The following is a 20,996-nucleotide window of genomic DNA, read 5'->3' on the forward strand; positions in this document are numbered from 1 at the left end:
ATTTATTTTATTTACAACAACTTTTTATTCCACGGTAACAGATTTTGCAAGGTTTCTCGGCTGATCTACGTTGGCTCCTCTATAAACTGCAATATAATAAGCAAGCAGTTGCAGAGGTACGGAAGCAACGATTGGAGAGAAACATTCTGAAGTTTCAGGGATTTCGATAACATAATCTGCCATTTCGCTCACCTGACGGTCTCCTTTATTAACTACAGCGATAATTTTTCCTTTTCTCGCTTTAATTTCCTGAACATTACTTACAATTTTATCATAGTGACCTTTTCTTGGTGCTATAATAACAATCGGCATGTTTTCATCGATCAGGGCAATCGGACCGTGCTTCATTTCTGCAGCCGGGTATCCTTCTGCATGGATATAAGAAATTTCTTTTAATTTTAATGCTCCTTCTAAGGCTGCAGGATAGTTGTATCCTCTTCCTAAATAAAGGAAATTGGTAGCTTTCACAAAATCTTTCGCAATATCCTGTGTAAGCTCATGAGTGGTATTTAACACTTCTTCAATTTTCTTAGGCATAGCATCAAGCTCAGCAATTAAACTCATGAACTCGGCATTTCCTAAATTTCCGTTGTGTTTTCCTAATTTAAATGCAATTAAAGTAAGAATGGTAAGCTGCGCTGTAAATGCTTTTGTAGAAGCAACTCCAATCTCAGGACCGGCGTGTGTATAAGAACCGGCATCTGTAATTCTTGCAATGGAAGAATCTACCACATTACATATACCATATATAAATGCACCTTTTTCTTTGGCAAGTTTTAAGGCAGCCATTGTGTCAGCAGTTTCTCCGGACTGGGAAATGGCAATGACCACATCTTTATCGGTAATAATCGGGTTTCTGTATCTGAATTCTGATGCATACTCTACCTCCACTGGAATTCTTGCATATTCTTCAATCAGATATTCTCCGATAAGACCTGCATGCCATGAAGTACCACACGCGATAATAATAATTCTGTTTGCATTTTTGAATCTCTCCACATGATCCCAGATACCGGCCATTTTGATAATTCCCTCATCAACAAGAAGTCTACCTCTCATGGTATCGTGTACAGATTTAGGCTGTTCGAAGATTTCTTTAAGCATGAAATGCTCGTAACCTCCTTTTTCAATCTGCTCAAGGCTCAGTTTAAGCTCCTGAATTTCCGGCTCAATTTTAGAGTTTTCATTGATGGTTCTGATGTCTACCCCGTTTTCCAGAGAGATGGTTGCCATATGACCTTCTTCAAGATAAATAGCTTCTTTTGTAAACTCTACGAAAGGAGAAGCATCAGATGCAATAAAGTATTCTTTATCACCGATTCCGATTGCTAAAGGAGAGCCTAATCTTCCTACCACCAATACTCCCGGGTAATCTTCGTGAAGTACAGTGATTGCATAAGCTCCGTATACTTCATTCAAAGCATATCTTACTGCTGTCGGGAAATCAATATCAGGATTAAGATCCATAAAATACTGGATAAGGTTTACCAATACTTCTGTATCTGTTTCTGATTTGAAAGTAAATCCTTTTTCAGTAAGCATTGTTTTAATCGTATCATAGTTTTCGATGATACCATTATGTACAATTGCTATTTTTCCGTTGTTTGACAAATGCGGGTGGGAATTTCTGTCACTAGGAACTCCATGGGTAGCCCAACGGGTGTGTCCCATTCCAATTTTAGACTTTCCTTTCAGTTCTTTAGAAATATTCACCAAATCTTCCACTTTACCTTTTGTTTTTTCTACTTCCAGCTTGTTATCTGGACTTTCCAAAACAATTCCGGCACTGTCATACCCTCTATATTCCAATCTTCTAAGACCGTTAATTACAATTTCATAAGCGTCTTGAAAACCTGTATATCCTACTATTCCGCACATATTTTTATTTTGTCTAGTGTTGTTTGTTGTTTATTTTCTTCTATTTTTTCGTCCCATAAGTCACCAGTAACTGGATTCTTTTGGATTGGTATTCGTTTTATCTACTCCTGTAAGAATAATTCTGTTCATGTCAAATGCTCTTGTCGTATTACGAACTCCTAAAAGGGTTCCTGTAGGATTTGTAACAAATGACCCGGCAGTAATTACTAATGGTTTATTAGTAATCAGCTTGGTATTTCCATCAGGATCTTTTTCTGTTTTTTCTTCAACAAGATCCTTGATTGTTTTGGTTACTACAAAATCATAATAACCAGGATTTTCTTTATAATAATATAGCCCCAGCCCAGTTGTCAGATCTGAAGTGAATAATAAATTTTTGTAATCTATTTTACCAGCAGAATCTAATGTATTAGCTAAAAGTGTAAACCTGCGGTCTTCAGTAGAGCCTGTATTTTTCCATGTTTCAGGATCCAGGTACACTCTGATCTTAGCACTTACAATACCCGCTTTATCTTTTACAAAAATGTCCTTAAGCTGTGCAATTGTTTCATCCTTAATTTTTACGATCACAGAAGGGCCACCCATTCCCTGAACAAAAAGTCTGGCATCACCATCATTAGGATTACTCGTAGCCAATGCAGATGCAACAGCCGAACCGGATCTGCTGTATTCATAGAGCCCCAGATGCACATTAGCACTTCCTAAATTAAAATTAAGTGTTGTCTGCGGTCTTGTGGTTGTTCCGTTGTCTGTTTTATCATATTTATAATACATGATAAGCTGCAGATCATTAGGAGAGAACTGATAAAGATATTTATCCGTTTCATCCACAGAAATTTTTATTCCTTTAAAATATCTGATAAAGTTAGCAGCATCCTGAAGTTCAGGCTTTCCTTTTTTATCAAGAATGTGAGTCTGGAAAAAGTCTGTATTGCTCAGCTTCATTCTGAATCCAAGGTTTCCTGTAAATACGACTGAGTTATCAGATTTTTTTGTAATGGATACGGAACTGATTTTACCGTCAAATACTCCTGAACCTAACAGTTCACCAGTACTTATTGATGCATTGGAACGTTTTAAAGCATCATTATTTGCATCTAAGAACGTAGTCACTTCGTGTACATTGATTTTCATTGTTTTTGAAGCCACTTTACCGTATTTACGAACCGGGTAAGTTTTCTTCTCAATAGAAACTGCTGTAGCTACCCCATCTACCGGGAAATCACTTTTATCAAATGTATTTGTTTTCAATGAATCGCTTTCAAAGAAATAAGTATTTGCCGTTGTATTCGCTGGTGGTCTCACTACAAGGACTACAGAATCTACTTTTGGATTCGCTCCGTTAAAGTCATAGTTATCTACCGGCATTCTCAGCTGAGTAACATAAGAAGCTCTCTGCATTCCGAACTGGTTTTCAGTAAAAGCTCCAAGAACGCCAACATAAGAAGCGGCACCCGATTCGTTCAGTCCGCTGATCAGCCTGGAAGCATCACTTTTGATGGAATCTTTATTATCGTAATTGTATGCTATAACAGGATATGAAATTTCATTGCCTTGTACTGCATCACCATTAAACAGCTGCTCACCAAGAGAATCCGGATCAGGTTCACAGTTATGAAGGAATGTACTTCCGAAAAACGCCATCAAAAGTATGGCGAAGGTCTTTTTAAGATTATGAGTCATTAAAAATGTGTTTTTAATAAATTTGATTTATAGAATCTATGTCAAGATATTCCGACTTTTGAGTTGCGGTTTCATTGAAAGCCTTATCCAGGTCTTCATCCAGAAACTCGTCTCCCTTCACAACGGCATCCACATAGTTCATACTCTCAATAACAAAACTTTTAATCGTTGGGTTATCTAACGCCTTTAATCCTGAAATATTATCAAATTGCAGCTTTTCGTTGATCTTTTTATCCAGATCAGCATCTTTCTCATTGTAAAGAGAAAGTACAATTTTAGCGTCTTTGAAATAAGTATCTGATTCGTAGTACGTTTTAAGATAAATTGGAACAAAAGAGGACATCCATCCATTTAAATGAATAACATCCGGTACCCAGTTTAGCTTCTTAATGGTTTCAATAACCCCTCTGGCAAAGAAAATAGCTCTTTCGTCATTGTCTTCGAAAGGATTTCCTTCATCATCGAAATAATATTGTTTTCTTTTGAAGTATTCTTCATTGTCAATAAAGTAAACCTGAAGTCTTTCCCCCGGAAGAGACGCTACTTTAATGATCAGAGGCTGGTCCAGGTCATTGATAATAATGTTCATCCCTGAAAGGCGGATTACCTCATGAAGCTGGAACTTTCTCTCACTTATTTGTCCAAATCTTGGCATAAAAACTCTTACATCATTGCCTTCTTGGTGCATCTTAAGTGCCATTTTGTTTACCACTGCAGCCATATTTGTATCTTCCTGATATGGATACATCTCTGTAGTAATGTACAGTATTTTTTGATTCGGCATAAACTTTCTATCTAATTTTTGTAAAAATGCTTTAATGTGCAAAATTACAAAAAAACATCCAACATTATTTTAATTAACATTTTTTTACGATAATTCCCTTTTTCAAATTAATAAAAGCGCATATTATTATGCGATATTTTTACTATTTTTGAAATAGTATTAAAATAAACTATGGAAGTTATAAAAAACAGGAAAATTCTTCAGGATTTCATTGAAAGACAGAAAGAAATGGGAAAAAGAATTGGCTTTGCCCCTACTATGGGAGCCTTACACCAAGGCCACCTTTCTCTGTATGAAGAGGCAAAAAAAGAAAATGACCTTGTTATTTCTTCAATTTTTGTAAATCCGACCCAGTTCAATAATCCTGAAGATCTGGAAAAATATCCGAGAGATATCAACAGAGATATACTCATTCTCCAGAATTCCGGCCTTGTAGATGCTGTTTATATTCCGGAGGTAGCAGATATTTATCCTGAAAAGGCAGAAAGTAAGCACTATGATTTTGATGGATTGGAAAGTGAGATGGAAGGAAAATCAAGACCCGGCCATTTTGACGGGGTGGGAACTGTCGTAGAAGAGCTTTTCAGACAGGTACAGCCAGACAATGCTTATTTTGGCGAAAAAGATTTCCAGCAGCTCGCTATCATTAAAAAGATGGTAGATAAAAAGCATCTTCCTGTTAAAATAACCGGAGTTCCTATTTACAGAGCAGAAAACGGATTAGCATTAAGCTCCAGGAACCAAAGACTTCATGAAGACCGCAAAGAAGCTTCAAAAGTAATCTATGAGACTTTAAAAAAAGTAAACGACTGGTTCAGGACCGTCAGCATTCCTGAAATCAAGGAAAGAGTAGCTGATATTTTTGATGATCAGCCGGGAATGAAGCTGGAATATTTCCTGATTGCCGATGAAAACACATTACAGGAGACTGATTTTTTCTATAAAGACAGAAATTTCAGAGCCTTTATTGTAGTTGTGGTAGATGGAGTACGATTAATTGACAATATGCATCTGGATTAATCATTCAGAATTTACATAATAATATCCCTGGCTTTTAGTTGGGGATTTTTTATTGAACAAAATAAAGACAACAAACCTGATTTCATACAAAAATCAAAGGCCTCCTGAAGGAAGCCTTTGAAACACCAAATCACAAAATATTAATATGAAAAAATTTACTTTTCAGTAAACTTGTGACCCGGCTGGGATTCGAACCCAGGACCCATACATTAAAAGTGTATTGCTCTACCAGCTGAGCTACCGAGTCGGCCACAATTAAAATGAAATAAATTTCAATATTAATTATTAAATTTTTCTTTGCAGTGCCTGCGACTGGACTCGAACCAGCACATCCTTAGGAAACCACCCCCTCAAGATGGCGTGTCTACCAATTTCACCACGCAGGCAATAAAATTACAAGACAGTAATCTTTATTGCTAGTGACCCGGCTGGGATTCGAACCCAGGACCCATACATTAAAAGTGTATTGCTCTACCAGCTGAGCTACCGAGTCGGCCACTTATTACAACAAGTTTTCATTTAAGTAATGTCCCTTGTTTTAAGTGGTGCAAAGATATGACTTTTTCTTTATCTCAAAACTTTTTCGCAAATTTGTTTAAAAAAATTCATGGTAATTTCATTGATCGGATACATGGGAAGTGGCAAATCACACATTTCCAAAATATTAAGCGAAAAAATCGGTTTTAAACTGATTGATCTCGATAAAGAGATTTCCAGACGAAATAAATTAACCATCCCTGAGATTTTTGAGAAAAAGGGAGAGATTTACTTTAGAAAGCTGGAAAGGGAGGCGCTGGAAGAGATACTGGCTTCTGAAGAAAATGTGGTTTTAAGCCTTGGCGGAGGGACTCCTGTGTACTATAATAATATGGAAATCATCAACCACAATTCTAAGAGTGTTTTTTTAAGAACAGGTGTAGCAACACTGGCAGAAAGACTTTCAAAACAGAAAGAAAAAGGCCGCTGATAGCCAATATATCAGATGAAGATCTTCCGGAATTTATTGCCAAACACTTATTTGAAAGAAATCAGTTTTACAGCAAAGCGCAGTTCACAGTAGGAACAGACTCCCGGGAGCCGGAAGATATTGTTAACGAAATAATAGAAAAGCTCTATCTCTAGAGCTTTTTTACTTTATATTAATCTTCGTTCCCGTCTTCACTATCTGTCTCTCCGAAGAAATCATCCCAGTCTGTAAAATCTGAGTCGATATCATTTCCTACATATTCATCCATTTCTCTTCTGTCTTTTTTGGTAGGCCTTCCCTCACCTTTATTCCTGTAATAATCCTGCGACATCTTACGAAGCTTCAGCAATTCGTATTGTTCTTTATCCGTCACATCCTGGATATGAAGCGGTACCAGCTTAGCTCCTATCCTGCTCTTTGGAATTTGAATTACCTTTATTTTATAATCAATCTGATTTTTACGGATTTTAATCGTATCCCCTTCTTTTACCTCTTTAGATGACTTTACGGCAGACGTGCCTATAGAAACTCTGTTCTTTTTAATCTCCTCTGCTGCAATACTTCTCGTCTTATAAAAACGAATGCTCCATAAAAATTTATCTATTCTCATATTTTTTTATACTTTTGCCGTTATATTATTTGTAAAGTAATTAAAGTTTTTTGAAATGAAAAAAATATTTTTATATATCCTTGCAGGATCTTTATGTTTTTCTGCTTGTAAGAAAGATGATGATGTATCAACCTATGTAGAGCCGGAAGATGTTGCTACGCAAAACACATACGATGATCAGGCCATTAAGAAATTCATGGATGAGAATTATCTGGATGCACAAGGTAATATAAAAGCTTTCAGTTCTACGGATACTGCGGATGATAATGAAAAGAAGCTGTCTGAACTGAGTCCCGTAACACTACCTTCAGGAACTATCTACATTATGAGAAACGGAGCTCAGCCAACGCCAGCTGATTCTGCAAAAACCATTAATGATGATGATATTATCAAAATTATGGGAAGAGCATACTCTTACCTGGCTGTTAATTCTGATGGAAACACCACATTTCAAGCAAAAGCTGCCTTTTTAAATACCATTGATGGAACAGGTGTTCCTGTTATTGACCCAATGTATTATTATGTAAAGAAATCAATACTGGAGGCCGGTACTGATGCGGCAAAACAACCAGGTTATTATCAAATATCAGGTTTCAGAGAAGCTTTACAGAAATTTAAAGCATTTGATAACCTTACCAGTGAGACACCTTATAACTTACAGGGAGTCATTATCGTTCCCTCCAGAGCTGCTTTTGCAAGAAATCCTCATTATCCGTATTTAAATACTTCTTACAGAAATAAATCTTTTGTGTTCAACTTTCAGATTTATGGAAGAGCAGACAGACCTAGCGGAGAAAAACAGTAACAATACTATATAATAACAATAAATAAATAGCCCCAAAATGATGATTTTGGGGCTATTTATTTTTATCAACATAAATTATGATCTTGCTTTCTGTTTTACATTTCCTAAAATATCCGGGAAATAAAGGTCTGCAAGGTGGTCAAATTCATCTCCCCTCATAAACATGGTGGCATCTACTTCTTCATAAGAACTTCTTCCCGCAGCAGCAATAAGTTCATTGCAGGTGTGAAGGGTATTTTTATGGAAGTGATATACTCTTTCTGCCTTATCCGTTACATCAAGTCCTTTAATAAGCATTTTATCCTGTGTTGCTACTCCCGTAGGACAGTTGTTTGAGTTACATCTCAACGCCTGGATACATCCTAAAGAGAACATAAATCCTCTGGCATTGTTACACATATCTGCTCCCATTGCAATGGCTCTCAGGATATCAAGACTGGTAAGAACTTTACCGCTGGCGATCACTCTTAATTTACTTCTTACATTATAGTTGTTAAGTGTCCTGTTTACAAATATTAAAGCTGGCTCCAATGGCATTCCTACCCCGTCAGAAAATTCCGGTGGTGCTGCTCCTGTTCCTCCTTCGGCTCCGTCTATAGTAATAAAGTCCGGATAGATCTTCAAAACGTTCATTTGCACACAGATATCCTCAAATTCCTTGGTATCACCGATACAAAGTTTAAAACCAACAGGCTTTCCTCCTGAAAGATCTCTCAGCTGCTGTACAAACCTCAACAGCCCTGCAGCATCAGAGAAAGCAGTATGTGATGGTGGAGAAATAACAGTCATTCCCGGTGTTACGTGACGAATTGCTGCAATTTCCGGAGTATTTTTCACGCCCGGCAGCACTCCTCCATGGCCTGGTTTTGCCCCCTGTGACAATTTGATCTCAATCATTTTCACATTAGGAAGGGTTGAATATTTGGTAAATAATTCAGGATTGAATTTTCCTTCATCATCACGGCACCCGAAATACCCTGTTCCAATCTGCCAGCATAAATCTCCTCCCTCCAGATGATAAGGCGAAATTCCCCTTCTCCCGTGTTATGATAAAAGTTTCCTTTTTTAGCCCCCCTGTTCAGTGAGATCTGTGCTCTGTCACTCAATGCTCCGAAACTCATTGCTGAGATATTGAATAAGGAAGCATGGTAAGGCTGTGTACACTGCTCACCGCCAACCCATACTCTGGGAAGTTCTTCTGATGGTGACTTTGCATAAATAGAATGCTTGATCCCTTCGTATTTTCTGTGGTTCACTTCAAGCTGTGTCCCGAAAGCTACCGTATCACTTAAATTTTTTGCACGTCTGTATACTGCAGAACGCTGGTTTCTTGGAAACGGTTTTCCGTCTGTTTCCCTTTCAATAAAGTATTGCTGCATTTCGGGTGAAATACTCTCGAAAAAATACCGGAAATATCCCAATACCGGAAAATTCCTTAAAATAGCATGTTTCGATTGGTAAGCATTGTAAACACCCAATGCATAAATTGCGGATAACAGCGTCGGTATCCAGTAATGCGCTCTGATCAGCATTGCTATAATCCATGTAGCAACTACTAATACAATTCCCCAAGATAAAAACTTATCTCTCATGAATGTAGTATTTAAAGTTTAAAAATAAATTTAGTAGAATTTTTGCAAAGAGCCTATGCTTTTGCTAAAAAATTTTGGTAGGAAGATTGCACAGAAACCGTGCCATCTGACAGGATTTTTTCTAAATTCAGAAATTCGATTTGGTTTACGGATGCAGGATCAAAGTCTTTCTGGACTCTCACATAGTTTTCGGTGAAGCCAAACATTTTCCCGTCTTTATTTTCGTGCTCCCAAAGAACAGGAAGCGTCTTTCCAAGTTGTGTCTGATAAAATGCCATCTTCTTCTTTTCAGAAAGGATCCTCAGCATTTTATTACGTTTTTTTCGTTCCGCCACAGGAACTACTCCGTCCATTGCTGCGGCTTCCGTATTTTCTCTTTCAGAATAGGTAAATACGTGAAGATAGGTAATAGGAAGCTCATTCAGGAAATTATAGGTTTCCATAAATCTTTCTTCTGTTTCTCCCGGGAATCCTACAATAACATCTACACCGATAGCCGCATCAGGCATAACCTCGCGGATCTTGTTCACTCTGTCGTTGTAAAGTTTAGTCAGGTAACGACGCTTCATCTTTTTCAAAAGATCATCACTTCCGGATTGTAACGGGATATGAAAATGCGGAACAAAGCTTCTGCTTTTAGAAACCAGTTCAATGCTTTCATCTTTTAAAAGATTGGGTTCAATAGAAGATATACGGATTCTTTCTATCCCTTCTACTTTATCCAGCTCTGAAATAAGATCAAGAAACGTATGTTCATGTCTTTTATTTCCAAACTCACCTTTACCGTAATCACCGATATTTACTCCTGTAAGAACAATTTCTTTGATATCTTTAGCAGCAATTTCCTTAGCATTTCTAAGAACATTTTCAATGGTATCTGAACGTGAAATTCCTCTTGCTAACGGAATGGTACAGTAGGTACATTTGTAATCACAGCCATCCTGCACTTTGAGGAAAGCCCTGGTTCTGTCCCCGATAGAATAGCTTCCGATAAAAAAGTCGGTTTCTTCAATTTCACAGGAGTGCACTATACCTTCGTTCTCAGATTTCTCCAAATCATCAAGGTAGCTTAGAATATTGAATTTTTCTTTTGCTCCCAAAACGAGATCAACGCCTTCAATCTGTGAAATTTCTTCAGGTTTCAGCTGTGCATAACATCCGACAATTACTACCAGTCCTTCCGGATTGGCTTTCATTGCTCTTTTTACGTGAAGTTTACATTCACGGTCAGCATTTTCTGTTACGGAACATGTATTGATAACATACACATTTGCTTTTTCATCAAAACTTACCTTCTCATAACCTGCATCTGTTAATTGACGGGCAATAGTAGATGTTTCTGCAAAGTTTAATTTGCAGCCCAGTGTATGAAACGCGGCAGTTCTGTGAAAAGTAGACATTTGTTACTCCTGAATTTTATGGGTGCAAAGATAGTAATTTTAATAAGAATGCAAGATTGATTCAATCTATTGTTTATATTCGTCCCTCACTTCAGGACTGTTTTGAAAGCAGACAGGTGATGAATTGCTTTCCTGATCTGTACTTGAAAATCTGGTTTTCATTTCTGTATTAAACTGTTGGGAACGGTTTCTGGCAATAGAAAGTGTATTCCAATCTTCATTTTTTATCATTTTAGCAATATAAACGATCTGGCCGATATGGTACGGATAATGAGCCAGCTGACGAAAAACGGCATCCATCACGGAATGTCCTTCTCCTCTGATATATATTGTTGAATAAAGATTCTCATTATTTATTTTATCAAGAGCATTAAAAAAACAGGTCCAGCCTTTTTCCCAATACTCAAGGACTTCTGCTTTAGTTGTAAAAGAGTTGACAAACTCATCATCACGGTTACGATAAGATTTTTCTCCGTCTTCAGTAAGGAAATTGGTCCATCTTGAAAGCATATTGCCGGAAATATGCTTCACTATTACAGCAATCGAATTACTTTCTTCATTATACTGCCAGAATATCTGCTCGTCTGTGAGCTGATCAAAGGTTTTATCCCCAAGTGATTTATAGTATTCAAAACGTTTTATGAACAGGTCTTTCATGCTTTCTATTTTGCTACCTAAATTAAAAACTTTAAAAATAAAACCACTTCAAATTGAAGTGGTTTTTTCTATCTGTTTTATTATTATTCTCTGTTTTTCACCAGAACCCAGCCTGTATATTTAATGGCTGTATTCTTTTTATCATTTTCATTCCATGTGATAGAATACCAGTAGGTTCCTGTAGGTACTCTTCTTCCGCCCTGGGTACCATCCCATTTATAACCATTTGATCTGTCTGCCTGGAAGATTTTATTTCCATACCGGTCAAAAACATTCATGATCAGGTTTTGTTTACTGGCCAGTGCAGAATAGTCGATCACATCATTTATTCCGTCTGCATTAGGAGTAATTACATTGATCAGATTAGGCACAACGATTCCGATTTCTATCGGATCACAATCATAGGCATCTTTTACATATACTTTATGATCCCCTCTTGAAAGGTTATTGAAAACATTGGAATCCTGCCAGATGATATTATCTATTGAATATTTATAAGCCGGGGTTCCTCCGATTACAGATACTGTGATGGTATTATTCGAAATATCAATACCGGAAACAACCGGTTGCTCGGAAGGAAGTACTTTTACTGTTTGTGTCGTGATACATTCTCCTGTTTTAAGTTTCACCCAGTATACTCCTATCCCTGCCTTGATGGTTTGAGTTGTAGCTCCTGTACTCCATTCATAACTTTTGAATCCAGGTCCTGCATCCAGCGTTGTCTGATCTTCGGCACAAATCGTCACATCTTTAAGTTTATCGGAATATACCGGTGGAATAACGACTAAAGTAATTCTGGCAATTGTGTAACATCCCTGGGCATTCGAAACCCTTACATATACAAATCCGTTAGGTGCAATATAATTATTGGCATTCAGGATCTCATTAGTTTGATTAAGAGCATCTGTCAATGAAGGATAATATTTTTTTGTCGGATTGGTCTGTCCTGTTACTGAAGCATTGACAAGATTGAAAGAAGCCGTGGATGGGCTGGATTCAATGAAGCATGATCTTAAGGTTGCTTCATTCACAACCACAACCGGATAAAACTTCAGGGTAATCTGTGCTACAGCGCTGCAACCGAATTCGGATATCACCTTCACATAGATAACGCCTTCTGCAGAAACAAATGCCATGGGATTGGTAATCTCATTAGTACCGGCATTGAGATCTGCCATCGTATGATAATATTTTTTGGTGACATTCGGGTTTGCGATAACGTCAGCTGTAGTCAGATCAAATAAAGCTGTGCCTGCATTATTATTGTTACACTCGGTCAATGTTACATTTTTAACTGTTATAGCTCCATTTTTGAATTTAAATGTTCCTACCTGCTTACACTTATTAAGCGGATTAGAAGCATTTGTAGGGTCGGTATAACTGATACTGTAATAATAAACAGTGGTTGTATTGACAGTGACAGGGGTTGTAATCGGATTATTCCCTGTTAAGGCATCATTCTGGCTCACATGGTAACTTACCCCAAAGTTTTGATTCCCGTTAAGAATTCCTGAGGATAATGTAGAAAAATCAAATAAAGCTGTAGGAGAACATATTACCACTTCTCTCGGGTCAGCAGGATTGGCTGCCGGAATTCCGGGAGGATTAAATGGCTGGGTCTGGATGCTTGGATCCGTGAACGGTGAAGCCAGTGTTGCAGTTCCGCCCCATGTTAAAGAAAACGGAGCCGTGGTGGAACTGGTGCTGCTTACCCAGTTATCAATAAACAAATAATAAGTCTGTCCCGGCAAAACATCAAGATACTTGCAATAAGGAGTCAGTGAGCCTCCTGCGGCACTTAGAAGTGTGCTTGTCATGTTCAGGCCTGTAGCAGGGCCAGGCCCGATAACCGTTGCAGCATTACAACGTATTGGTGAACCTAAGCTTCCACAGGTTACATTAGGACCAAAAATTGCCCAGTCATAATCGGCATCAGGATTGTTCGGGACGAGGTCGAAAGTGAGTGTTCCTCCTGTAGCAATGGTGATTTTATACCATATTGAGTTGTGCTCTCCGGTAAAGTCTATACAGCTTCCCGAGTTGACCAATTCTTTTATATTACCATATCCTGTAGGACTGTAAGTGATATTTGAGTTTCCGCAAACGGAAAGTGCAGTAGCACAATCGGCCTGGGCATAGAAAGTATGAGAGAGGCATAGAAGTATGAAAAGTAAAATTTTTCTCATAGATATATGTTTATGGTTATATTAGTTATACATCACACTGATAGTCAATGCACACCAAATATACCTATATTTTAATTATAAACAATAAAATCTCAATAATTTTAAACTATTACAAATTAAAAAATGAAATAATTTAAAATTATTTATATTATTTTCAATTAAAACACAAAATAACTAAACATATAAAAACACTCACTTTACTTGATACTTGTAATATTTCCACAAAGATTTTCAAGGTGGAATATTTTGTGGAAAGGACTTTTCACTTCCTTCAGATGTTCTTTGTCCTGAATAAAAGTATATCGTGAAGCAATGGAATTCATGTCTGAAACAATAACCAGCCAGCATTCATCCACAGAAGTGTCATAATAAGGAAATTTTTCGTTCTTTTTTCAATGAGTTCCAGAATCTTTTCCGAACAGAGCTCATCAAACAGGTTCATGCTGTACTCATGGGTGATAAAAACATTCCTGCGATGGAAAGATTTTCTCAGACTTTTTACGCAGCCTACGGGTTTATTTTTTTTATGCTTTTGTAAATACTGATAATGTTTTCCTGCTGTACTTCCAGGTTATCAAATTTGGTTGCCGGATGGAATTCTAAAAAATAAACACCACGATATTTCGTAGTGTCTTCCTGTTCTAATAATATTTCTGCCTGACGGAACATTTTATTCAAAGTGCTTTCCACTTTTTTCATTTCCAGATGGTTGATGACTTCAGTAAGTTCTATTCCGATTTTTTTGTCGTTTAATTTTGCGATAAAGTCCGGGCTCTCGCAGGTAAGGTTTTCAAATTTCACTTCGGGGAAGTGGTGCATGAAAGAGTTGAGAAGAAGAATCTCAGATTTCTTTCTGTATTTTTCACGGTCATGCAGCGGAGATTCGTCTATGGTACGATGATACTTTTCTATGGGCTTTTTTTTCAAATGCCTGTTCAGGTAATATAAACTCAGATTCTTGATCAGATCTTCATCAGAAAATGTCTTTTTCATGTGTGATTTTTTTATTTAATTAAAGAACACATGCAGCCATTGGCTTTCATCATTAAAAGTTTTTGATAATCAAAAATTTACACTCTTAAAGATAAGTAAAAAAACAATTCAATGCTTAGTTTTTACATTAATTTATCTATTAATTAATGTAAAGTTTATTTTCATTATTTATACCTTTGCTTTTTTAAACACAAACCTACATTTATGGATTTTAGGAATTTCAGAATACCCTACAATATCAATCCTCAATATTCCAAAAAAACTGTTTATTTCTCAATGGAGTTTGCTCTTGAGCAGGTACTGAAGATATATTCGGGAGGGCTTGGCTTTCTGGCAGGATCTCACATGAGAAGCGCTTACAATCTTAAGCAGGATCTTATTGGCATCGGGATCTTATGGAAGTTCGGTTATTATGACCAGGCGAGAAATCACGATCAGACCTTACAGCCGGTATGGACAAGAAAGATGTACAGCTTTCTTGAAGACACCGGAATCAAATTTCAAATCGAAATCCACAGTGCTCCGGTTTGGGTAAAGGTATGGTATCTGGACCCTGAAATTTTCAATACGGCACCCATGTTTTTCCTTTCTACGGATGTTCCGGAAAATGACCACGTTTCCAAAACAATCTGCCACAAATTATATGATGCCAATGAATCCACAAAGCTTGCACAATATATTTTATTAGGAAAAGGCGGAGCCAAGTTACTGGATGAAATGAATATTGAAAGAGACGTTTATCACCTGAATGAAGCTCACGGACTGCCTGCAGCTTTTTATCTTTTAAGAAAATATAACGGAGATCTTAATAAAGTTAAGGAAAAACTGGTTTTCACAACCCATACCCCGGAAGAAGCAGGTAATGAAAAGCATAGCTTCAGGTTATGTTATGATATGTCTTATTTTTCAGGATACAGCATGGAAGAAGTGAAAAAGATTGAAGGATCTGATGATGACCGTTTCAATCATTCTCTCTGCGCATTAAGAATGGCAAGAATGGCCAATGGGGTTTCCCAGCTTCATGGTGTAGTATCCAGAGCAATGTGGAATAAATACCCTGGAATCTGCGAAATTACCTCTATTACAAATGCCCAGGAGTTTAAATACTGGTCCGATAAACCTTTATACAATGCAAAAGATGAAAATGATGCAACTGCTTTTGACTTCCGTAAAAAGTATTTAAAGAAAAAGCTGTTCAGCATTGTCGCAGATCAGACAGGGAACTTATTTAATCCTAATGTCTTTACCATTGTCTGGGCGAGAAGATTTGCCGGTTATAAAAGAGCAGAGCTTCTTTTACATGATAAAGAAAGATTCTACAGACTCCTGAATAACCCAAAATATCCGGTACAGATCATCTGGGCAGGAAAGCCCTATCCAATGGACTACTCTGCCATTTCTACATTCAATACGCTGGTTGAAGAAAGTAAAAACCATAAGAATATTGCTGTTCTTACAGGTTATGAACTTTCTTTAAGCAAATCTCTGAAACAGGGTTCTGATGTGTGGCTTAATAACCCAAGGGTTCCAAGGGAAGCTTCAGGAACTTCGGGAATGACGGCTGCAATGAACGGCTCTGTTAATTTATCCACAGATGACGGCTGGATCCCGGAATTCGCAAAACATGGAGAAAACTCTTTTGTAGTTCCCAAAGCAGATTATCTGAATATGAGTATTTATGAGCAGGACAATTACGATTTAAACAAGTTGTATGAAATCCTGGAAAACGAAATACTTCCTACCTATTATGACCGACCTGACGAATGGAGAAAAATCCAGCACAATGCGATGAATGATGTAAAAGATCATTTCAACAGCGACAGGATGGCGGATGAATATTACAAAGTACTATATACTGAAGCGGACTGGTAAAATAAAAAGGCAGAATAGCTAAAAACGAATAACATATTTGATATTTTGCCATTCAATAAAAAACCCGGAAAAATTTTCCGGTTTTTTTATTGAGTTTATTTACTTTTTTTCTTAGAAGGCACTTTAAGGCCTTTTTCCCTCGCTTCAGAAATACCGATGGCTACGGCTTGTTTTCTGCTTGTCACTTTCTTTCCGGAAGAAGATTTCAGTTTTCCTTCCTTGAATTCGTGCATAACTTTTCCTACTTTGTCCTGAGCTTTTTCTGAATATTTAGTCTTGCTCATGATAAGATTTTTTAAGATTTTGGCAGGGATACCCCTAATTCATAAACACAGGCATGTTTCAAATATTTTGAACGCTCTCTCGATGTTACCGACTCAAAATGATCATTCTTGATCACAATGATCGGGTCTTCCGCATTTTCAATTTCAAAATTGGCTAAATACCTTTCATCCGGCGGAGACTGCTGTTGTTTTGCTTTAATTTTCTGCAGTTCATCCGCATATTTTCTGAATCCCGGGTCTGAGGAATGGATAAATTTATATTCATCGCCTGCATACACATAGTAATGAAGTTTTTTCTATCAAACCCGCTTCATCATTGATTTCGGGATTATCATTCCCGTCTCTGAATACGACTTCCACCAATGTTCCTCCTTTTTTACGGGCGCATTCCTCTGCGTCATTAAAACTGGAAAAACCTGTATAAACGATCTGATCATTCATTACATAACGGTTCAGTTTCTGGTTGTATGCATTCGTTTCCATAATTATTATTTGATTTGATTATAGTTAATGATATTCAATTTTTTTGCCAAAAAGCTTATTTGAAAAGCTTTTTTACACATTTAATAAAATTATTATCTTTGAAATCCATTAATGTTAGAAATGAAAAAACTACTCTTAACTCTTACTGTGGCGGCAGTATTTCAAAATGTATCGGCGCAGGAAATCACTTTAGATAAAATTTATTCAGGATATTACCGTGGAAAGGGGATTGCAGGAATCTCTTCCATGAAAAACGGGGAAAACTATCTTGTTATTGAACCATCAGGAATTGCAAAATATTCTTACAAAACTTCACAAAAAGAAGGAAATCTTGTAGATGGAAAGTTTGAAAGCTATATTTTTTCTGATGATGAATCTAAAATCCTTTTACAGCTGGGAAGCCAGCCTATTTACAGACATTCTTTCCTTGGAAAATTTGATGTTAAAGATTTAAAATCCGGGAAAGTAATCAGCTTGAATGAAGGAAAGCCGGTTCAGGAACCTACATTCTCGCCTGATGCAACGAAAGTAGCCTTTATTTCTGACAATAATCTTTTCTATCAGGATCTTGGTTCAGGGAAAATCACACAGATTACTACCGATGGTAAAAAGAATTCAATCCTGAATGGCCTGGCAGACTGGGTGTATGAAGAAGAATTCGGACACGCAAGACAATACGAGTGGACCAAGAATTCTGATGCGATTGTATTTGTAAAGTCTGATGAAAGCCAGGTTCCGGAAATCTATATCCCGATCTATGGAAAAACCCTTTATCCGACTGAAATGCGCTATAAGTATCCGAAAGCAGGCGAGAAAAACTCTGTAGTTTCTGCACAGCTATATCGTCTTGACAACGGAAAAACAATGCAGCTGAACTTAGGCTCTTTCAAAAACTATTATATTCCGAATGTCTTCCAGACAGCAAAACCGGATGAAATCGTTTTAATTACTTCCGAAAGAATCCAGAATGCTTCAGACATTTTAAAAGTAAATACCAAAACAGGAGCTGTTCAGAAGTTGTTCACTGAAACGGATGAAAAATGGATCGACACAGACAGCCCTACTCTGGAATTCCTTGAAGACGATTCATTCCTCTGGGCTTCTGAAAGAGACGGAAACCGCCACCTTTACTGGTATGACAAAGACGGCAAGCTTAAAAAACAGATTACAAAAGGAAACTGGGAAGTAACCGATTATTATGGATTTAATCCAAAATCTAAAGAAATTTACGTTCAGACGACCGAGAAAGGAAGCATTAATAAGGTAATTTCCAAAGTAAATATCGAAAACGGAAAAGCTCAGCTGATCTCCAATGCGGAAGGAAACAACTCTGCCAATTTCAGCAAAAACTATAATTATTTTATTGAAACCTCTTCCACTGCCTCAAGACCTTATACTTATGTTTTAAAGGATGGTAATGGAAAGACAGTGAAAGAACTTCAGAACAACAACGAACAGCTACAGAAGTTAAAAGCTGATAATTTTGTTGAAAAAGAATTCATCACGATCCCCAATGCTGTTGGTGATCAGATGAATGCCTGGATCATGAAGCCTAAGAACTTTGATCCGAATAAAAAGTATCCTTTATTTATGTTCCAGTATTCCGGACCGGGATCTCAGCAGGTAGCGAACTCCTGGGATAATGGCAATGCAATGTGGTTCAATCACCTTGTACAAAAAGGATATATTGTAGCTTGTGTAGACGGGCGTGGAACGGGTTACAAAGGAGCAAAATATAAGAAAGTAACTTATATGAACTTAGGAAAATATGAGATTGAAGATCAGATCACTGCAGCAAAGTGGTTCGGAAACCAGTCTTATATTGACAAAAGCAGAATCGGAATGTTCGGATGGAGCTTTGGTGGGTATATGACCAGTCTGGCCATGACGAAAGGAGCAGATGTTTTCAAGATGGGAATTGCTGTAGCACCGGTAACCAACTGGAGATATTATGACTCAGTATACACGGAAAGATTTATGAGAACGCCTCAGGAAAATCCTGATGGATATGATAAAAACTCTCCTACAGAATATGCGAATCTGTTGAAAGGAAAATTCCTGTTAATCCACGGAACTGCTGATGATAATGTTCACTTCCAGAACTCAATGGAGTTTTCTGAAGCTTTGATTCAAAATAAAAAACAATTTGATTTCATGGCTTATCCGGATAAAAACCACGGAATTTATGGTGGACAGACAAGACCACAGCTGTATCAGAAAATGACGGATTTTATTTTGAATAACTTATAATAAAATACTATAAATACCTTTTAAAATTGTAGAAAAAAGGGTTATATAATCAAGTAAGGGAATAAAGTGCACTCAGCTGAGTGCATTTTTTATATTCAGGTAGTTTTAAAACATCTAAAGCCTGTTTAATTATAATTGACTTTATGGTTGAGTTCAATTGGATTATTGTTTTCCCTTATTCGTTTTTGAATACTTTCCGTCATCTGTTTTAAACTTATTTCCACCGGATATCCTTTTTCATCAGTTACTTTATACTTTATATTTCTTGCCTTGATTTCTGCAAACGGATCCATATAATAATCCCGTTGTATCTTTTCATAGGTTTCCCAGGTTATTTCTTTTCCCTTTCTCAAATAAAACGTTTTATTTTTATCAATATTTATAGTCTTTATCAAACTAAAATCATAATCATTTTTATCATCAGAAATCTTTATGATCAATCCTGGCAATCCATGAAATATATAAGGTCCTTCCGGTAGGGGTATGCTATGACTGAACCATGCTATCCAATTTCTTTCACCATACTTTACTGTGGCTTTCTGACATTCCATATCTCCCAATTTCATTCTTTCGGGCAGAATCTCCCAACTTAGCTTATCATTTATAGTGATGTTATATAAATCATGCATTGATAGAGTTGTTATACATTTGATGATACTTTTATTTATTAAATTCTTAATAATATAAAGCTGATTAAGTGAAGTTTTTGGTCCGCCTTCCCAATATCCGTTTTTCAACATTAATGAATCAGCATACCTTTCTTTTTTTGACCGGAAAGCAGACTGCCCTCCGATTATATCAAGATAATAGTTGCCGGTTTCAAAAATTTCTTTATCCGGATTTGGCTTATGCTTAATTTCGTAAACAAACGAAATAAGTTGTGCAGATAAAATATTTGAAAGAAAAAGTAAAATAAATAATAATTTTTTCATAGTAAATATTAAGTCCTTGTTCAACAAACTCAATGAAAATATTAAAGCACAGGAACAATATGAGATGCATTACTGCATCTCATATAAAATAACTTTTTAAGTTTACATACAAGCATTATGAGTTAGTGATTCAACTACTTGTCCGTTTTGGACCGTATAATGAAAACCACATTCCAGACCCCATTGTGCACATATATCACCAGCTCCACTTTTTAACTTTTCTCTCGAAATCTTTTTTAATTTCTTCATAATAAATGTTTATGTGTCAATATTGACATCTCGAAACTAGGAAACAAACCGTTTATCATAAAGAAATCGGTTTGCATATTTTGTGTAATTTTAAATTGTCTCCTGATACATATTGTGTACATCTATACAAAATTCTTTAACTAATACCATGTATTTAATTTTTATATGTATTTCAGTCATCGTTTAGCAAAGTATTATTCATTTTATTCTTATACTCATCCTACAAACTTTTCTAAGGAAACAATTGGAAAGATTTACTATGATACAAAGAACACCCTTTCAATAATTTGAAAGGGTGTTCTTTGTATAGAAAGGATCTTTTTACAGCTTATCCAATTCTATAAGATGATT

At 36.7% G+C, this 20,996-nt stretch carries 17 protein-coding genes, 3 tRNA genes and 2 pseudogenes; 5 read left to right on the top strand and 17 right to left on the bottom strand.

Annotation, left to right across the window (positions count from 1 at the left end):
• Window positions 1-24 precede the first annotated feature (24 nt).
• Genes glmS through OWR28_RS08235 form a run of 3 tightly spaced genes read right to left on the bottom strand, consistent with a single transcriptional unit; the run spans window position 25 to window position 4,345 of the window.
• A complete protein-coding gene (gene glmS / locus OWR28_RS08225; RefSeq protein ID WP_332386215.1) occupies window positions 25-1,878 on the bottom strand; it encodes a glutamine--fructose-6-phosphate transaminase (isomerizing) in 1,854 nt (617 codons plus the stop codon).
• A gap of 60 nt (window positions 1,879-1,938) precedes the next feature.
• Window positions 1,939-3,561, bottom strand: a complete 1,623-nt coding sequence (locus OWR28_RS08230) for a DUF4270 family protein (protein ID WP_332386216.1) — start codon at window positions 3,559-3,561, stop codon at window positions 1,939-1,941.
• 13 nt (window positions 3,562-3,574) lie between these two features.
• The gene (locus tag OWR28_RS08235; RefSeq protein ID WP_332386217.1) at window positions 3,575-4,345 is read right to left on the bottom strand and encodes a glycogen/starch synthase; all 771 of its coding nucleotides are present in this window, start codon (window positions 4,343-4,345) and stop codon (window positions 3,575-3,577) included.
• Window positions 4,346-4,516: 171 nt separating this feature from the next.
• Here OWR28_RS08235 and panC point away from each other — a divergent pair, with 171 nt between their 5' ends.
• Window positions 4,517-5,365, top strand: coding sequence for a pantoate--beta-alanine ligase (gene panC, locus OWR28_RS08240; protein WP_332386218.1), 849 nt, complete (start codon window positions 4,517-4,519; stop codon window positions 5,363-5,365).
• Window positions 5,366-5,539: 174 nt separating this feature from the next.
• On the opposite strand, the gene OWR28_RS08245 is transcribed toward panC, so the two are convergent.
• From OWR28_RS08245 to OWR28_RS08255, 3 genes are all read right to left on the bottom strand, one after another.
• Window positions 5,540-5,612, bottom strand: a tRNA-Lys gene (locus OWR28_RS08245).
• Window positions 5,613-5,668: 56 nt separating this feature from the next.
• A tRNA-Leu gene (locus OWR28_RS08250) sits at window positions 5,669-5,751 on the bottom strand.
• 34 nt (window positions 5,752-5,785) lie between these two features.
• Window positions 5,786-5,858, bottom strand: a tRNA-Lys gene (locus tag OWR28_RS08255).
• 114 nt (window positions 5,859-5,972) lie between these two features.
• Between OWR28_RS08255 and OWR28_RS08260 the strand changes: the two are divergent.
• Window positions 5,973-6,487, top strand: a pseudogene (locus OWR28_RS08260) (shikimate kinase).
• Between the two features lie 17 nt (window positions 6,488-6,504).
• On the opposite strand, the gene OWR28_RS08265 reads toward OWR28_RS08260, so the two are convergent.
• On the bottom strand, window positions 6,505-6,942 hold the full coding sequence (locus OWR28_RS08265; RefSeq protein WP_332386219.1) for an RNA-binding S4 domain-containing protein: 438 nt from the start codon (window positions 6,940-6,942) through the stop codon (window positions 6,505-6,507).
• Between the two features lie 55 nt (window positions 6,943-6,997).
• On the opposite strand from OWR28_RS08265, the gene OWR28_RS08270 reads away from it, so the two are divergent.
• On the top strand, window positions 6,998-7,747 hold the full coding sequence (locus OWR28_RS08270) for a hypothetical protein (RefSeq protein WP_332386220.1): 750 nt from the start codon (window positions 6,998-7,000) through the stop codon (window positions 7,745-7,747).
• A gap of 75 nt (window positions 7,748-7,822) precedes the next feature.
• On the opposite strand, the pseudogene OWR28_RS08275 reads toward OWR28_RS08270, so the two are convergent.
• The 6 genes and pseudogenes from OWR28_RS08275 to OWR28_RS08300 form a co-directional block, all read right to left on the bottom strand.
• Window positions 7,823-9,339: pseudogene (locus OWR28_RS08275) on the bottom strand (FMN-binding glutamate synthase family protein).
• 53 nt (window positions 9,340-9,392) lie between these two features.
• Window positions 9,393-10,739, bottom strand: a complete 1,347-nt coding sequence (gene mtaB, locus OWR28_RS08280) for a tRNA (N(6)-L-threonylcarbamoyladenosine(37)-C(2))-methylthiotransferase MtaB (protein ID WP_332386221.1) — start codon at window positions 10,737-10,739, stop codon at window positions 9,393-9,395.
• A 66-nt stretch (window positions 10,740-10,805) separates the two neighbouring features.
• Window positions 10,806-11,396, bottom strand: a complete 591-nt coding sequence (locus tag OWR28_RS08285; protein ID WP_332386222.1) for a DUF1572 domain-containing protein — start codon at window positions 11,394-11,396, stop codon at window positions 10,806-10,808.
• An 83-nt stretch (window positions 11,397-11,479) separates the two neighbouring features.
• Window positions 11,480-13,582 carry an FIDD domain-containing protein gene (locus OWR28_RS08290; protein ID WP_332386223.1) on the bottom strand — a complete coding sequence of 701 codons (2,103 nt, stop codon included), beginning with the start codon at window positions 13,580-13,582 and terminating at the stop codon, window positions 11,480-11,482.
• Window positions 13,583-13,779: 197 nt separating this feature from the next.
• Window positions 13,780-13,905 carry a hypothetical protein gene (locus tag OWR28_RS08295; protein WP_332386224.1) on the bottom strand — a complete coding sequence of 42 codons (126 nt, stop codon included), beginning with the start codon at window positions 13,903-13,905 and terminating at the stop codon, window positions 13,780-13,782.
• A gap of 184 nt (window positions 13,906-14,089) precedes the next feature.
• Window positions 14,090-14,575 carry a hypothetical protein gene (locus OWR28_RS08300; RefSeq protein WP_332386225.1) on the bottom strand — a complete coding sequence of 162 codons (486 nt, stop codon included), beginning with the start codon at window positions 14,573-14,575 and terminating at the stop codon, window positions 14,090-14,092.
• Between the two features lie 204 nt (window positions 14,576-14,779).
• On the opposite strand from OWR28_RS08300, the gene glgP reads away from it, so the two are divergent.
• The gene (gene glgP, locus OWR28_RS08305; RefSeq protein ID WP_332386226.1) at window positions 14,780-16,447 is read left to right on the top strand and encodes an alpha-glucan family phosphorylase; all 1,668 of its coding nucleotides are present in this window, start codon (window positions 14,780-14,782) and stop codon (window positions 16,445-16,447) included.
• Between the two features lie 95 nt (window positions 16,448-16,542).
• Here the strand turns inward: glgP and OWR28_RS08310 are convergent, their stop codons facing one another.
• From OWR28_RS08310 to OWR28_RS08320, 3 genes are read right to left on the bottom strand one after another with little or no spacing between them, the layout of a single operon-like run.
• A complete protein-coding gene (locus OWR28_RS08310) occupies window positions 16,543-16,731 on the bottom strand; it encodes a DUF6496 domain-containing protein (RefSeq protein WP_002984739.1) in 189 nt (62 codons plus the stop codon).
• 11 nt (window positions 16,732-16,742) lie between these two features.
• A complete protein-coding gene (locus OWR28_RS08315) occupies window positions 16,743-17,009 on the bottom strand; it encodes a hypothetical protein (RefSeq protein WP_332386227.1) in 267 nt (88 codons plus the stop codon).
• The gene (locus OWR28_RS08320; protein ID WP_332386228.1) at window positions 16,993-17,214 is read right to left on the bottom strand and encodes a hypothetical protein; all 222 of its coding nucleotides are present in this window, start codon (window positions 17,212-17,214) and stop codon (window positions 16,993-16,995) included. Before OWR28_RS08320 ends, OWR28_RS08315 begins: the two co-directional genes overlap by 17 nt.
• 120 nt (window positions 17,215-17,334) lie before the next feature.
• Between OWR28_RS08320 and OWR28_RS08325 the strand changes: the two genes are divergently transcribed.
• Window positions 17,335-19,464: a S9 family peptidase gene (locus OWR28_RS08325; RefSeq protein ID WP_332386229.1), complete on the top strand. Its 2,130-nt coding sequence runs from the start codon at window positions 17,335-17,337 to the stop codon at window positions 19,462-19,464.
• A gap of 125 nt (window positions 19,465-19,589) precedes the next feature.
• Here the strand turns inward: OWR28_RS08325 and OWR28_RS08330 are convergent, their stop codons facing one another.
• Window positions 19,590-20,396, bottom strand: a complete 807-nt coding sequence (locus OWR28_RS08330) for a GLPGLI family protein (protein WP_332386230.1) — start codon at window positions 20,394-20,396, stop codon at window positions 19,590-19,592.
• Between the last annotated feature and the right edge of the window lie 600 nt (window positions 20,397-20,996).

Source organism: Chryseobacterium sp. 1B4 (assembly GCF_036631475.1).
Classification (GTDB): Bacteria; Bacteroidota; Bacteroidia; order Flavobacteriales; family Weeksellaceae; genus Chryseobacterium.